At 74.0% G+C, this 15,077-nt stretch carries 10 protein-coding genes; 8 read left to right on the forward strand and 2 right to left on the reverse strand.

The window, feature by feature from the left end; translation table 11 throughout:
- Positions 1-99: 99 nt before the first annotated feature.
- The 5 genes from ACZ5ID_RS20620 to sucD all read left to right on the forward strand — a co-directional run bounded on the left by ACZ5ID_RS20620 (position 100) and on the right by sucD (position 7,185).
- Positions 100-1,236 carry an ATP-binding protein gene (locus ACZ5ID_RS20620; RefSeq protein ID WP_468899768.1) on the forward strand — a complete coding sequence of 379 codons (1,137 nt, stop codon included), beginning with the start codon at positions 100-102 and terminating at the stop codon, positions 1,234-1,236.
- Entirely contained in the window at positions 1,233-3,686 is a 2,454-nt protein-coding gene (locus ACZ5ID_RS20625) for a DUF5682 family protein (protein ID WP_468899770.1), read from the forward strand. Before ACZ5ID_RS20620 ends, ACZ5ID_RS20625 begins: the two co-directional genes overlap by 4 nt.
- Before the next feature lie 68 nt (positions 3,687-3,754).
- Positions 3,755-4,870 carry a vWA domain-containing protein gene (locus ACZ5ID_RS20630; RefSeq protein ID WP_468899988.1) on the forward strand — a complete coding sequence of 372 codons (1,116 nt, stop codon included), beginning with the start codon at positions 3,755-3,757 and terminating at the stop codon, positions 4,868-4,870.
- 205 nt (positions 4,871-5,075) lie between these two features.
- Complete coding sequence (gene sucC / locus ACZ5ID_RS20635; protein WP_468899773.1) at positions 5,076-6,254, forward strand: ADP-forming succinate--CoA ligase subunit beta; 1,179 nt, start codon at positions 5,076-5,078, stop codon at positions 6,252-6,254.
- 46 nt (positions 6,255-6,300) lie between these two features.
- The gene (gene sucD / locus ACZ5ID_RS20640) at positions 6,301-7,185 is read left to right on the forward strand and encodes a succinate--CoA ligase subunit alpha (protein WP_468899775.1); all 885 of its coding nucleotides are present in this window, start codon (positions 6,301-6,303) and stop codon (positions 7,183-7,185) included.
- Positions 7,186-7,305: 120 nt separating this feature from the next.
- On the opposite strand, the gene ACZ5ID_RS20645 is transcribed toward sucD, so the two are convergent.
- On the reverse strand, positions 7,306-8,880 hold the full coding sequence (locus tag ACZ5ID_RS20645; RefSeq protein WP_468899778.1) for a SigE family RNA polymerase sigma factor: 1,575 nt from the start codon (positions 8,878-8,880) through the stop codon (positions 7,306-7,308).
- A 152-nt stretch (positions 8,881-9,032) separates the two neighbouring features.
- Between ACZ5ID_RS20645 and ACZ5ID_RS20650 the strand changes: the two genes are divergently transcribed.
- Positions 9,033-10,868 (forward strand): cell division protein PerM, encoded by a 1,836-nt coding sequence (locus ACZ5ID_RS20650; protein WP_468899781.1) that lies wholly within the window; start codon positions 9,033-9,035, stop codon positions 10,866-10,868.
- A gap of 516 nt (positions 10,869-11,384) precedes the next feature.
- Here ACZ5ID_RS20650 and ACZ5ID_RS20655 read toward each other — a convergent pair.
- Entirely contained in the window at positions 11,385-12,191 is an 807-nt protein-coding gene (locus tag ACZ5ID_RS20655) for a hypothetical protein (protein ID WP_468899991.1), read from the reverse strand.
- A 641-nt stretch (positions 12,192-12,832) separates the two neighbouring features.
- On the opposite strand from ACZ5ID_RS20655, the gene purN reads away from it, so the two are divergent.
- Positions 12,833-13,468, forward strand: coding sequence for a phosphoribosylglycinamide formyltransferase (gene purN / locus ACZ5ID_RS20660; RefSeq protein WP_468899784.1), 636 nt, complete (start codon positions 12,833-12,835; stop codon positions 13,466-13,468).
- A complete protein-coding gene (gene purH / locus ACZ5ID_RS20665) occupies positions 13,465-15,021 on the forward strand; it encodes a bifunctional phosphoribosylaminoimidazolecarboxamide formyltransferase/IMP cyclohydrolase (protein WP_468899787.1) in 1,557 nt (518 codons plus the stop codon). The genes purN and purH overlap by 4 nt, the downstream gene beginning before the upstream one ends.
- The last annotated feature ends 56 nt before the right edge of the window (positions 15,022-15,077 follow it).

Genomic DNA, 15,077 nt, shown 5'->3' on the forward strand with positions numbered 1-15,077 from the left:
CCGGGCGTTGAGCTGCGCTTTCACCCGCGCCGAGGCCGATTGTCAGTGGCGTGGTGCACGGTTGGGTCACATCGGGTCGACCGATCTGGAGGGGGATCCATGACCATGTCCGCAACCACGGCCGCAGGCGTCGCGAGCGGCGTCGAGACGGCCGCCGCCGAGGCCCTGCGTCCGCACGCCGAGCACGCGTTCGCGCATGAACTCAAGGCGCTGGCAGCCGCCGACGACCGGCCCAGGCCCGCCCGCTGGCAGCTCTCGCCGTGGGCCGTCGCCACCTATCTGCTCGGCGGCACCCTGCCCGGCGGCACGGTGATCACGCCGAAGTACGTGGGTCCGCGCCGCATCGTCGAGGTCGCCGTCACCACCCTCGCCACCGACCGGGCGCTGCTGCTGCTCGGTGTCCCGGGCACCGCCAAGACATGGGTGTCCGAGCACCTCGCCGCCGCCGTCAGCGGCGACTCCACGCTGCTGGTGCAGGGCACGGCCGGCACCCCGGAAGAGGCGATCCGGTACGGGTGGAACTACGCCCAACTGCTCGCGCACGGCCCCAGCCGGGACGCCCTGGTGCCCAGTCCGGTCATGCGGGCCATGGCCGAGGGGATGACCGCCCGGGTCGAGGAGCTGACCCGTATCCCCGCCGACGTGCAGGACTCCCTGATCACGATTCTGTCGGAGAAGACCCTGCCCATCCCGGAGTTGGGCCAGGAGACCCAGGCGGTGCGCGGCTTCAACCTCATCGCCACGGCCAACGACCGAGACCGGGGTGTCAACGAGCTCTCCAGCGCGCTGCGCCGCCGCTTCAACACGGTGGTGCTGCCGCTCCCGGCCACCGCCGACGAAGAGGTCGACATCGTCTCCCGCCGGGTCGACCAGCTCGGCCGCTCGCTCGACCTGCCCGCCGCGCCCGAGGGCATGGACGAGATCCGCCGCGTCGTCACCGTCTTCCGCGAGCTGCGCGACGGGGTGACGGGCGACGGCCGCACCAAGCTCAAATCCCCCTCGGGCACGCTCTCCACGGCCGAGGCGATCTCCGTGGTGACCGGCGGCCTGGCGCTCGCCGCGCACTTCGGCGACGGCGTGCTGCGCGCCGGTGACGTGGCGGCGGGCATCCTCGGCGCGGTCGTCCGCGACCCGGCGGCGGACCGCGTCATCTGGCAGGAGTACCTGGAGACGGTGGTGCGCGAGCGCGACGGCTGGAAGGACTTCTACCGCGCCTGCCGAGAGGTCTCGGCATGACCGGCCGGCCCCCCAAGGCGCCCGGCGCGGCGCCGCCCCCGGGCCCCTGGCTGCTCGGTGTGCGCCATCACGGACCCGGGTCGGCGCGAGCGGTCCGGGCCGCGCTGGCGGCGGCGCGGCCCCGGGCCGTGCTGATCGAGGGGCCACCCGAGGCCGATGGGCTCCTCGCGCTCGCCGCCGACCCGGAGATGCGCCCCCCGGTCGCCCTGCTCGCCCATGTGGTGGACGATCCGCGCCGCGCCGCGTTCTGGCCGATGGCGGAGTTCTCGCCGGAGTGGGTGGCCCTGCGCTGGGCCCTGGAGGAGGGCGCCGAGGTCCGCTTCATCGACCTTCCGGCGGCCCACTCCCTGGCGCTGCCCGAGACCGGGCCGGAGACCGACCCGATCAGCGCGACGGACAACGGGCCGGGCGGCGCGGCGGACCGGGGGCCGGATGGCGAGGGGAACGGCGAGGGGAACGTTGAGGGGAAGCCGGAAGGCGTCCCCGCCGAGCCGGCCCTGGGGGTCGACCCGATCGGCGTGCTCGCCGAGACCGCCGGATACGACGACCCGGAGGCCTGGTGGGAGGACGTCGTGGAGCACCGTGACGGCACCCCGGGAGCCGATCCGTACGGCCCGTTCACCGTCCTGGGCGAGGCGATGACGGCGCTGCGCGAGGCGTACGGGGACGGCGGCCACCCGCGCGACGCGGTACGCGAGGCGTACATGCGCGTCCAACTGCGTGGCGCCCGACGTGAGTTCGGGGACGAGGTGGCGGTGGTCTGCGGCGCCTGGCACGTGCCCGCGCTCGCCGCCCGCACCACCCTGACCGCCGACCGCGCGCTGCTCAAGGGCCTGCCCAAGGTGAAGACCGAGCTGACCTGGGTGCCCTGGACCCACCGCCGCCTCGCCCGCCGCAGCGGCTACGGAGCGGGCATCGACTCGCCCGGTTGGTACGGGCATCTGTTCTCCGCCCCCGACCGGCCCGTCGAGCGCTGGATGACCAAGGTCGCCGGACTCCTGCGGGACGAGGACCGGCAGGTCTCGTCCGCCCACGTCATCGAGGCGGTGCGGCTCGCCGGGACCCTCGCCGCGATGCGCGGGCGCCCGCTGCCGGGTCTGACCGAGACGACCGACGCGGTGCGGGCGGTGATGTGCGAGGGCTCCGACGTGCCGCTCGCCCTCGTCCGGGACCGTCTCGTCGTCGGCGATGTGCTCGGCGAGGTCCCGGACGCCGCCCCGGCTGTCCCGCTCCAGCGCGACCTCACCCGCGCCCAGCGCACCCTGCGGCTCAAGCCGGAGGCGCTGGAGCGGGAGCTGGAGCTCGATCTGCGCAAGGAGACCGACGCCGCCCGGAGCAGGCTGCTGCACCGGCTCGGCCTCCTCGGCATCGGCTGGGGCGAGCAGTCGGCGTCCCGGGCCGGCACCGGCACGTTCCGGGAGAGCTGGCGGCTGCGCTGGGAGCCCGAACTGTCGGTGCGGGTGGCCGAGGCCGGGGTGTGGGGCACGACGGTCCTGGCCGCCGCCACCGCCCGGGCCGCGTCCGAGGCCGCCGGGGCGACGGTCCTGGGCGAGATCACCGCGCTGGCCGAGCGGTGTCTGCTCGCCGAGCTCACCGACGCGCTCCCGGTGGTGATGCGGGCGCTCGCCGACCGGGCCGCGCTCGACACGGACGTCGCCCACCTCGCCCAGGCACTGCCCGCCCTGGCCCGCACCCTGCGGTACGGAGACGTACGGGGCACCGGGACGGCCGCGCTCGGGGAGGTCGCCACCGGGCTCGCCGAGCGGATCTGCGTCGGCCTGCCGCCCGCCTGCACCGGCCTGGACGCGGACGGCGCCACCGCGATGCGTCGCCGTATCGACGACGTCCACACCGCCATGGCCCTGCTCCCGCAGGCCACCGCGGGACCCGCCACGCTGCGGGACCGCTGGGCGTCGGTCCTGGCCAGGCTGGCCGGGCGCGACTCGGTGGCGGGGGAGATCCGGGGCCGCGCCGTCCGGCTGCTCCTGGACGACGGACGGCTGGAGGACAGCGAGGCCGAGCGCCACATGGGGCTGGCGCTCTCGGTGGGCACACCGCCCGGCGAGGCCGCCGCCTGGATCGAGGGGTTCGTGGGAGGCGCGTCGGGCGGCGGGATGCTCCTCGTCCACGACGAGCGGCTGCTCGCCCTGGTCGACACCTGGCTGACCGGTGTCCCCGCCGACGCCTTCACCGACGTACTGCCGCTGCTGCGCCGCACCTTCTCGGCGTACGAACCGGGGGTGCGCCGCACCCTCGGCGAGCTCGTCCGGCGCGGCCCCGGCACCACCGGCCCGGCCGCCGCCGGCGCCGCGGCCCCCGGCTTCGGGGCCGGGCTCGACCACGAGCGCGCCGACGCCATGGAGCCGCTGCTGCGGCTGCTCCTCGGCGGCGCCCACGGCCCCGGGGCACGCCCGGAGCAGTCCGACCCCCTGGCAGGAGCGGCGAAGTGAGCACAGGTCAGACGACAGGCACCGAAACCCCCGACGCGGCCCTGGGCGAGCGGCTGCGCCGCTGGCGGATGGTGCTCGGCGGCGAGCGGGGCGCCGATGGGACGGGCCACGCGCTCACCGGGCGCGACGCCGCGATGGACGGCGCCCTCTCCGCGCTCTACGGCGGCTCCGGCGGACAGGGAACCTCCAAGGAGCGCGGCGCCGGGCTCGGCGCCTCCGCCCCGGGCGTGGCCCGCTGGCTGGGCGACATCCGCACGTACTTCCCCAGCTCCGTCGTCCAGGTCATGCAGCGCGACGCCATCGACCGCCTCGGGCTCTCCGCGCTGCTCCTGGAGCCGGAGATGCTTCAGGCCGTCGAGGCGGACGTGCACCTGGTGGGCACGCTGCTCTCGCTCAACAAGGCGATGCCGGAGACCACCAAGGAGACGGCCCGCATGGTCGTCCGCAAGGTCGTCGAGGACCTGGAGAAGCGGATCGCGACCCGGACGAAGGCGACGCTCACGGGCGCCCTGGACCGTTCGGCGCGGATCAGCCGGCCCCGCCACCGGGACATCGACTGGGACCGCACCATCCGGGCGAACCTGAAGAACTACCTCCCCGAGTACGGCACGGTCGTCCCGGACCGGCTCGTCGGCCACGGACGGGCCGCCCAGTCCGTCAGGAAGGACGTGGTCCTCTGCATCGACCAGTCCGGATCGATGGCCGCCTCCGTCGTCTACGCCTCGGTCTTCGGCGCCGTCCTCGCCTCCATGCGCTCGATCGCCACCCGCCTCGTCGTCTTCGACACGGCCGTCGTCGACCTCACCGACCGGCTCGACGATCCGGTGGACGTGCTGTTCGGCACCCAGCTGGGCGGCGGCACCGACATCAACCGCGCCCTCGCCTACTGCCAGTCGCAGATCACCCGTCCTGCCGACACCGTCGTCGTACTCATCAGTGATCTTTACGAGGGAGGGATCCGCGACGAGATGCTGAAGCGGGTGGCGGCGATGAAGGCCTCCGGAGTGCAGTTCGTGGCCCTGCTCGCCCTCTCCGACGAGGGCGCCCCGGCCTACGACCACGAGCACGCGGCGGCCCTGTCCGCCCTGGGCGCGCCCGCCTTCGCCTGCACTCCCGACCTCTTCCCGGAGATCATGGCGGCGGCCGTCGAGAAGCGGGCTCTGCCGATACCTGACACGCTGTGAGCAGGTGATCTGTGACAGGTATCACCGCTCCGGTGTGATCTGCGATTTAGGGAGCTCGCTCTGGCGGGGATAACCTGCGAGACGGACATGCCGCGTACCCGGCCACCGTGTACGCCTCCCTCAGTGACAGCGCCGTCACGTTGCCCTTCGCGGCACGCCCACGCAGAAAACGAACCGCGAGACCACTGAAAAGGGACGGACGCGCGTGGACCTGTTCGAGTACCAGGCGAGGGACCTCTTCGCCAAGCACGGTGTACCGGTGCTGGCCGGTGAAGTGATCGACACGCCTGAGGCAGCCCGCGAGGCGACCGAGCGGCTGGGCGGCAAGTCCGTCGTCAAGGCGCAGGTGAAGGTAGGCGGTCGCGGCAAGGCCGGCGGCGTGAAGCTGGCGGCGAACCCGGACGAGGCCGTCGCCCGGGCGACGGACATCCTCGGCATGGACATCAAGGGCCACACGGTCCACAAGGTGATGATCGCCGAGCTGTCCCCGGAGATCGAGGCGGAGTACTACGTCTCGTACCTCCTCGACCGCACCAACCGCACCTTCCTGGCCATGGCGTCGGTGCAGGGCGGCATGGACATCGAGGAGGTCGCGGAGAAGACCCCCGAGGCCCTCGCGAAGGTCCCGGTCAACGCCGTCGAAGGCGTGAACATCGAGAAGGCCCGCGAGATCGTGGCCCAGGCGAAGTTCCCGGCCGAGGTGGCCGAGGGCGTCGCCGAGGCGATGGTGACCCTGTGGGAGACCTTCGTCGCCGAGGACGCGCTCCTCGTCGAGGTCAACCCGCTGGTGAAGACCAAGGACGGCCGCATCCTGGCTCTGGACGGCAAGGTCTCGCTCGACGAGAACGCCGACTTCCGCCAGCCCGGCCACGAGGCCCTTGAGGACAAGGACGCGGCCAACCCGCTCGAGGCCGCCGCCAAGGCCAAGGGCCTCAACTACGTCAAGCTCGAGGGCGAGGTCGGCATCATCGGCAACGGCGCGGGGCTCGTCATGAGCACCCTCGACGTCGTCGCGTACGCCGGTGAGAAGCACGGTGGTGTGAAGCCGGCCAACTTCCTCGACATCGGCGGCGGCGCGTCCGCCCAGGTGATGGCGAACGGCCTGGAGATCATCCTCGGCGACGCGGACGTCAAGTCCGTGTTCGTCAACGTCTTCGGCGGCATCACCGCCTGCGACGAGGTCGCCAACGGCATCGTCCAGGCGCTGCAGCTCCTCGCCGACAAGGGCGAAGAGGTCACCAAGCCGCTGGTCGTGCGCCTCGACGGCAACAACGCGGAGCTGGGTCGCAAGATCCTGTCGGACGCGAACCACCCGCTGGTCCAGCGTGTGGACACCATGGACGGCGCGGCCGACAAGGCCGCCGAGCTCGCGGCTGCGCGCTGACTTCGCCCGTCTCCGACACGACAAAGGGACTCAGGAAACCAGAGCCATGGCTATCTTCCTCAACAAGGACAGCAAGGTCATCGTCCAGGGCATGACCGGTGCCACGGGCATGAAGCACACCAAGCTCATGCTCGCGGACGGCACCAACATCGTCGGCGGTGTGAACCCGCGCAAGGCCGGTACGTCCGTCGACATCGACGGCAACGAGATCCCGGTCTTCGGCACGGTCGCCGAGGCGATGGAGAAGACCGGCGCCAACGTGTCCGTCCTCTTCGTGCCGCCGGCGTTCGCCAAGGCCGCCGTGGTCGAGGCGATCGACGCCGAGATCCCGCTCGCCGTGGTGATCACCGAGGGCATCGCGGTCCACGACTCCGCCGCCTTCTGGGCGTACGCGAAGGCCAAGGGCGACAAGACCCGCATCATCGGCCCGAACTGCCCCGGTCTGATCACGCCGGGCCAGTCCAACGCCGGCATCATCCCGGGCGACATCACCAAGCCGGGCCGTATCGGCCTGGTGTCGAAGTCCGGCACGCTGACGTACCAGATGATGTACGAGCTGCGTGACATCGGCTTCTCGTCCGCCGTCGGCATCGGTGGCGACCCGGTCATCGGTACGACGCACATCGACGCGCTCGCCGCGTTCGAGGCCGACCCCGACACCGACCTGATCGTCATGATCGGCGAGATCGGCGGCGACGCCGAGGAGCGCGCGGCCGACTTCATCAAGGCCAACGTGACCAAGCCGGTCGTCGGCTACGTCGCGGGCTTCACCGCGCCCGAGGGCAAGACCATGGGCCACGCCGGCGCCATCGTCTCCGGCTCCTCCGGCACGGCCGCCGCCAAGAAGGAGGCCCTGGAGGCCGCGGGCGTCAAGGTCGGCAAGACGCCGACCGAGACGGCCAAGCTGGCGCGCGAGATCCTCGCCGGCTGACCTCCCGGTCACCCGTACGGCTGGTCCGTACGTCTGTACGTCCGCACGCACGTGGGCCCGCACTCCCCCGGAATTCACCGGCAGGGGTGCGGGCCCACGCGCGTTTCGCGTGCCCGGAGGTCAGCGGGGCTCCGGGACCAGCCGTTCGGGTCCGTGCACGGGCTCGTCGAGCAGTTTGCGGTGGAGCTCCACGTCCTCCTCGCCCTGCCGCTGCGGGCCGCTGTTGAGCGGTACGTTGCCGATGCGCTGGCCCGGGGAGATCGGCGGGATGTAGCGGGTGGGCGCGGTGGAGAGCGTGAAGGCGGTCGCGCCGACGATGACGGCGGTCAGGCTGACGGCGGCGCGCGTCCAGACCCGGATGCGGCGCTCGCCACCGGTGCGCACCCGCCGGGGCCCGGGCAGCTTGACCACGCCCGGCGGCTGGGCGAGGACGAGGTCGGCGAGACGCTGCCGCAGCAGCGCGGACAGTTCCTCGTGGGTGGTCGCCGCGTCGAGCTCCGGTACGCGGCAGGCGACGGCCTCGCGGGCGTGCAGCAGCCGGTGGGCGGCGGCGGGGGTGCTGGCCTCGGTCTCGGCGGCGGTCTCGGGCAGGTCCAGGCCGAGGCCGTCGTAGAGCAGGAGCGTACGGCGGTAGGCGGGCGGCAGGTCGAGGAGCGAACGCCGCAGCCTGCGCAGCCCGCGGTCGGCCGGGGGCCGGTCGGGACGCCGGTGCTTGAGGCGGAACCGGTGCCAGGGGGAGAGGGCGTACTCGTGCGCCGCGGCCCGTACCCAGCCCGCCGGGTCCGGGTCGGTCGCGACCTCGGGCCAGTGCTGCCAGGCACGGTGGAAGGCACGCTCGACGGCTTCCTTGGCCAGTCCCCGGCGCCCGGTGAGCAGGTAGGTCTGCTGGGCGAGGGGGGTGGCGAGGGCGGCGTAGAGGGCGTCGAAGGCGTCGCCCGGGGTGTCGTAGAGGGGGTGGCGGTGGGCGACGGGCTCGGGGACGGCGTCGGGCTCGGCGGCGGGCTTGGCGTCGGCTTCCGTGCCGGGTTCGGCGTCGGCTTCCGCGTCGGGTTGCGCGTCGGGTTCGGCGTCGGGCCGCGCGCCGGGTTCCGTACTCGGCTGAGCGTCGGACGGGCTCTGGCCGTCTGCGGCGGGGCCGTCTGGGACAAGGCCTTCAGGGGCCGGGGCTCCGGTGGCCGGGGGGTTGTCGGTGGCCGGGTCCTGGGACCGTGGATCCGGGGGCGTGCCGCCCGCACGTTCGGCCGGGAGCGTGGCCTCACCGGCGGGTGAGGGAACCGGCGCCGGGGCGGGGCCGTGGACGCGGGCCGGGTCGTGGACGTACGCCGGGTCGTGGACGTACGCGGGGTCGTGGACGTACGCGGGGTCGTGGACGTGCGCCGGGTCGTGGGCCGGGTCGTGGCGGACCGGGGCCGAGGCCGGGGGCTTGGCGGCGCGCTTCGCGGCGGAACGCGGGCGGCGGGTGCTGTGGCGCTTGAGGGACACGCCGGGTTTCACCCGGGCGGTGGGGGCGCCCGGCCCCGTACCCGTATCCGCACCGGCGTCGGCGACCTCGCCCGCGCCCCCGTCCCCGTAGGGGGCGCCGGGGTGCGGCGCAGGCGGAGGGGGTCCGCCGGAGCCCGTGGCGGGCCGCTCCTCCGGGGTCGGCAGGGGCGGCGACGACATGGCGGCACCGGTGTCGGACGTGCGCTCTGTCATGAAGGGCTCCCAGGACTCCCCGCGAAGGCCGAGACGGCCGTACCGCACGCAGCCTTACCCCGAGCGGAAAAGTACATAAACGTATATTGGGCGACACGGCGGGCATTTTCCCGTTACGCGGATAAGGCGCGTGTCGTTGGCAGCATGGCGGCGTGACACAAGTGACCGATCGCGGCCTGATGTTGCCGACGGCCCAGGGCCGCTCGTCCGTGCTGGCCACCTGCGCGCTGCGCGGGGTGATGGCGGCGGGGCTGGGCCTGGGCGCGCTCGCCGTGCTGGTGACGGTGGTGTGGATCAGTTCGCCGTACCCCGACAGCGGGCCGGGCGGCGCCCTGCGGGCGGCTGCCTCGCTGTGGCTGCTCGCCCATGGAACACAGCTGGTCAGACCCGAGACGCTCAGCGGGGTGCCCGCACCGGTGGGGATCGTGCCGCTGCTGCTGGTGGGCCTGCCGGTGTGGCTGGCGCACCGGGCGGCGCGGGACGCGCTGGCGTACGGGGACGAGCAGGAGTACCAGGACCACCAGGACTACCAGGAGGACCGGGAGTACGGGGACGACGAGGCGGAGGCCGGGGCCGGGGCGGAGGAGGACGACGAGCCGGTGGTGCTGCCGCCGGCCTGGACCGCGTTCGCCGCGGTGAGCGGCGGATATCTGCTGGTGGGCGGGGCGGCCGTGCTGTACGCGTCCGACGGTCCGCTGCCCGCCGCGCCCCTGAGCGCCGCGCTGCATCTGCTGCTGGTGGTGTCGGGCGCGGTGGCGGCCGGGCTCTGGACCGCGTACGGCCGTCCGAGCGTTCCGCTGCCGCGCTGGGTGCCCGGGGCGGTGGGGCGGGTGCTGGTGGGTCGTCATGTGCATACGGCTGTACGAGCCGGGTCGGCCGGGACCGCCGTACTGCTGGCGGGCGGGGTGTTGCTCGCGGGGACGGCGCTGGTGTGGCACATGGGTACGGCCGAGGACACGTTCCAGCGGCTGGCGGAGGACTGGCCGGGACGGCTCGCGGTGGTGCTGCTGGCGCTGGCGCTGGTGCCGAACACGGCGGTGTGGGGGGCGGCGTACGGGCTGGGGCCGGGGTTCCGGCTCGGGGCGGGCGCGGTGGCGTCGCCGCTCGGGGTGACGGGGACACCGGCGGTGCCGCACTTCCCGTTGCTGAGCGCCCTGCCGCAGGAACCGCACGGCAACTGGCTGACCTGGTCGGTGGCGGCGCTGCCGGTGCCGGCCGGGGTGGCGGTCGGCTGGTGGACGGCGCGCCGGGCGACGGGCGGGGAGGAGGCGTGGCGGCGCGGGGAGACGGCGCTGGCGGCGCTGTACGGGGCGGTGGTGTGCGGGGTGGCACTCGCGCTCCTGTCCGCGCTCGCGGGCGGCCCGCTCGGCTCGGCGCGGCTGGCGGTGCTGGGGCCGGTGTGGTGGCGCACGGGCGGGGCGGCACTGGGCTGGACGGCGGGGGTGGGGGCGCCGGTGGCGCTGGTGCTGCGGTGGTGGTGGGGGCGGGTGCCGGTGGAGCCGGAGGGGGAGTTGGGGGCGGGGCCGGGGGTGGTGCCGGAGGTGGTGGCGGACGGGATGCCGGGGGTGGCGGCTGTCGTCGCGGAGGGGCTGCCCGTGCGGGCGGCGGTGTCGGAGGGGCCGGTTCCCGGGGGGCGGGGGTGGAGGCGTTCGTGGTCGCGGGTCGTCCGGTGGCGGCGGCCGGCGAGCGGGGCCGGGGTGCGGCGGTGGATGCGGGCGGCCCGGTGGCGGCGGCCGACGGGCGGGGCGGGGGTGCGGCGGTGGGCGCGGCCGGCGTGGTCGCGGCGGCCCGGGGGCGGGAAGGCGGAACGGCGTGAGAGCGAGCCGTACGACTCCGCGTCGGCGGGGGCGTGGCACGAGAGCGGGGCGCGGGAGGCGCGGTGGGCCGCGTTGCGGGAGGCGTCCGGGGGGCTCATGCCGGATATCGCGGCGGGGGCGGGGCCGGGGGCGGGGGGTGTGGGGGAGGGGGATGAGGGTTCCCCGCGCTAGCCCACCCGCCCGCCCGTTCGGCGGGGTTGGAGCGCCCGGGCCTCTCGTGGTGGGTTGGCCTTGGGTGGCGGCTGTGGGGCGGTGGTTGCGGGCACCCCTGCCCACCCGCCCGCCCGTTCGGCGGGGTTGGGGCGGCCCGGGGCTCTCGTGGTGGGTTGGCCTTGGGTGGCGGCTGTGGGGCGGTGGTTGCGGGCACCCCTGCCCACCCGCCCGCCCGTTCGGCGGGGTTGGGACGGCCCGGGTCCCTCGTGGTGGGTCGGCCCTTGTTGGCGGCTGCGGGCCGGTGGTCGTAGGGCCCGCCTGCGGCGGGCCCTTGTCCCACCCGCCCGCCCGTGCGGCGGGGTTGGGGCGGCCCGGGCCTCTCGTGGTGGGTCGGCCCTTGTTGGCGGCTGCGGGCCGGTGGTCGCCGCGCCCCTTGCCCACCAGCCCGCCTTCAGCGGGGTTGGGGCGCCCGAGCGCCCGGCGTCGGCGGCTGAACGCCCGTGGTCTCAGCGTCCATCCGCCCCGCGCCGGCCCCTACTCGTCCACCCCGAACACCGGCCGCAACGGCTTCGGCAGCATGTCGTTGCACGACAGGGAGCCCGTCTTCGTCAGGGCGTCGTCCACGCACGTGTAGTAGTCGCGGTACACGATCTGCATCGTGAACGTCGCCGCCACGATCGACAGTGACAGGACCGCCGTCACCAGGCCCGTCACCGCCGCCGTCGTCTGGGGCTTGGCGGGCGGCGGGGGCGGGGTCGACCCGGTGGCCTCGGGCGGCTTCGGCTTGGCGCGCAGGGAGCTGATCGCCCAGTACAGCGCGAGCGAGCCGAGCAGCAGCGCGACCTCCGGCATGTCGAACAGGGCGAAGAAGAACCCCCACATGCCCGAGAGCAGCGCGTAGCGCGCACGGCGCTGAGCCGGATCCGTGGGGTCCCAGCGCAGGGCGGGGCCGGGCGGCGGGTTCTGGCCGGGGCCGGAGCCGCGCTCCGGGTCCTCCGGACGGTTGCCGAAGCCGCCCTGGCCCCGGCCGGGCTGGCGGCTGCTCCACTGGCTGCCCCAGGGCGAGCCGCCCTCGGCCGGGCGGCGCGGCCTCCACGGCTGGTCGGGCCGGCCCTCCGGCGGCGGCGCGAACGGGTTGTCGTCGGAGGGCGCCCGGTCCCGGCCGCCGTCCTCCGGCGCCCGCCCGGTGCCCGCACCGGCACTCGTGCCCGTCTCCGCTCCGGCACCCGCACCCGGATCGGCGCCAGTACCCGCACCCGCACCCGTGCCGGCGTCCGCACCCGTGCCGGCGTCCGTCCCCGTACTGCCCCCGAGCCCCCCGCCTTCCTCCCCCCGCGACAGCGGCGTCGAATCCGTCGAGCCCACTGGATTCGTCGAGTCCGTCGAGTCCGTCGAACCCGTCGAGTCCGTCGAACCCGTCGAGTCCGTCGATCGCGACGAATCCGTCGTCGTGGGGGACTGGCGTTCTGCGAACGGCTGGTCGCGTCGGTCCGGCATCTGGTGAACGTCTTCCCCTCGGACCCCTCGCCAAGGGGGTCGCATTCGTCGAGCTTCCAGGTCGAGTACGTCGAGTGTCGCGCGGACCGCCCGCGCGGGCGGTCCGGCCGGACGCCCGGCGTGCTTCCGGCCCGTGCTCATCTCCGTGCTCGTCCGTGCTCATGTCCGTGCTCATGTCTGTGCACATGTCGTCGTTGTGGCGCCGTCCGTGGACCGCGCCTCCCCAGACGCTACCTGCCGGGCCTGCCCCCGTCCCGTGGGGGCGGTCCGGTGTGCCGGTATCGTTGCTGACGGTCGGCGCATTCGTAGGGTTCCCCGTATCGAGGGGGACGACTCGTTCGTACGACCGCACAAAGGTGCGTCGCGGGCGGAGTCCGACCGGACGCCCGGCCCCGCCCGGCGGGGCGGACCGCACGCACCGGCACAGACCCGCCCCCGCCCACCACGCCGCACCCCGCACCCCGTACGCGAGAAAGGGCCCAGCCGTGGCCTCCCCGCCCCCTTCCGCCGCTCCCGCGCGCCTCGTCGTGCTGGTCTCCGGATCCGGTACGAACCTCCAAGCGCTGCTCGACGCCATCGCCGCCGACCCCGAGGGGTACGGGGCGCGGATCGTGGCCGTCGGGGCCGACCGGGACGGCATCGTCGGGCTGGAGCGGGCCGAGAAGTCCGGTCTGCCCACATTTGTCTGCCGGGTGAAGGACTATCCGACCCGGGACGCCTGGGACCTCGCGCTCGCCGGGGCCATCGCGGCGTACGAGCCGGACCTCGTCGTGTCCGCGGGGTTCATGAAGATCGTGGGGAAGCACTTCCTCGCCCGGTTCGGCGGGCGGACCGTCAACACACACCCCGCCCTGCTGCCCAGTTTTCCCGGCGCCCACGGCGTCCGTGACGCCCTCGCGTACGGCGCCAAGGTCACCGGATGCACCGTCCACTTCGTCGACGACGGCGTCGACACCGGCCCGATCATCGCCCAGGGCGTGGTCGAGGTCCGCACGGACGACACGGAGGACGCGCTCCACGAGCGCATCAAGGAAGTCGAGCGAAGGCTGCTCGTCGACGTCGTGGGGCGGCTGGCCCGCGACGGCTATCGCATTGAGGGACGAAAGGTTCTGTTGCCGTGAGTAGCAAGCGGGAGATCCGTCGCGCGCTGGTCAGCGTCTATGACAAGACTGGTTTGGAGGAGCTGGCGCGTGGGCTGCACGCGGCCGGGGTCGAGCTCGTCTCCACCGGCTCCACGGCCGGGCGCATCGCGAGCGCCGGGGTGCCGGTCACCAAGGTGGAGGAGCTGACCGGCTTCCCCGAGTGCCTGGACGGCCGGGTCAAGACGCTGCACCCGCGCGTCCACGCCGGCATCCTCGCCGATCTGCGTCTGGACTCGCACCGCGAGCAGCTGGCGGAGCTCGGTGTCGAGCCGTTCCAGCTCGTCGTGGTCAACCTGTATCCGTTCAAGGAGACCGTCGCCTCGGGCGCCTCGGCCGACGAGTGCGTCGAGCAGATCGACATCGGCGGGCCCTCGATGGTCCGGGCCGCCGCCAAGAACCACCCGTCGGTGGCCGTCGTCACCAGCCCCGAGCGGTACGCGGACGTGCTGGCGGCCGTCGAGAGCGGCGGCTTCGATCTGGAAGCCCGTAAGCACCTGGCTGCCGAAGCGTTTCAGCACACCGCCGCGTACGACGTGGCCGTGGCCTCCTGGATGACGAACGTGTACGCGCCCGAGGACGGCGCGGTACTGCCCGGCTTCCTCGGCGGCACCTGGGAGCGCAAGTCCACGCTGCGCTACGGCGAGAACCCGCACCAGGCCGCCGCGCTCTACACGGACGGTCAGCCGGGCGGCATCGCCAACGCGGAGCAGCTGCACGGCAAGGAGATGTCCTTCAACAACTACGTGGACACCGAGGCGGCCCGGCGTGCCGCCTACGACCACGACGAGCCCTGCGTCGCGATCATCAAGCACGCCAACCCGTGCGGCATCGCGGTCGACGCCGACCTCGCCACCGCCCACCGCAAGGCCCACGAGTGCGACCCGCTGTCCGCCTTCGGCGGTGTCATCGCGGTCAACCGCCCGGTGACGGTCGCCATGGCCGAGCAGGTCGCGGAGATCTTCACCGAGGTCATCGCGGCACCGGGGTACGAGGACGGGGCGCTGGAGGTCCTGGCGCGCAAGAAGAACATCCGCGTCCTCAAGGTCGACGGCACCCCGCACCAGCCCGGCGACCTCAAGCCGGTCTCGGGCGGCGCCGTGCTCCAGCAGACCGATGTGTTCCAGGCCGAGGGCGACGACCCGGCGAACTGGACGCTGGCCACCGGTGAGGCGCTCTCCGCGGACGAGCTCAAGGAGCTCGCGTTCGCCTGGAAGGCGTGCCGCGCCGTCAAGTCCAACGCGATCCTGCTCGCGAAGGGCGGGGCCTCGGTCGGTGTCGGCATGGGGCAGGTCAACCGGGTCGACTCCGCCAAGCTCGCGGTGGAGCGGGCGGGGGAGGAGCGGGCGCGGGGCTCCTACGCCGCCTCAGACGCGTTCTTCCCGTTCCCGGACGGGCTGGAGATCCTCACCGCCGCGGGTGTGAAGGCGGTCGTGCAGCCGGGCGGTTCGGTCCGGGACGAGCTCGTCGTGGAGGCCGCGAAGAAGGCGGGCGTCACGATGTACTTCACCGGTACGCGGCACTTCTTCCACTGAGTGTCCCCGGGGCGCACCGGAGTGTCCCCGGGGCGCGTCCGAGTGCCTCAGGGCGC

The organism is Streptomyces sp. NPDC031670 (genome assembly GCF_055580545.1).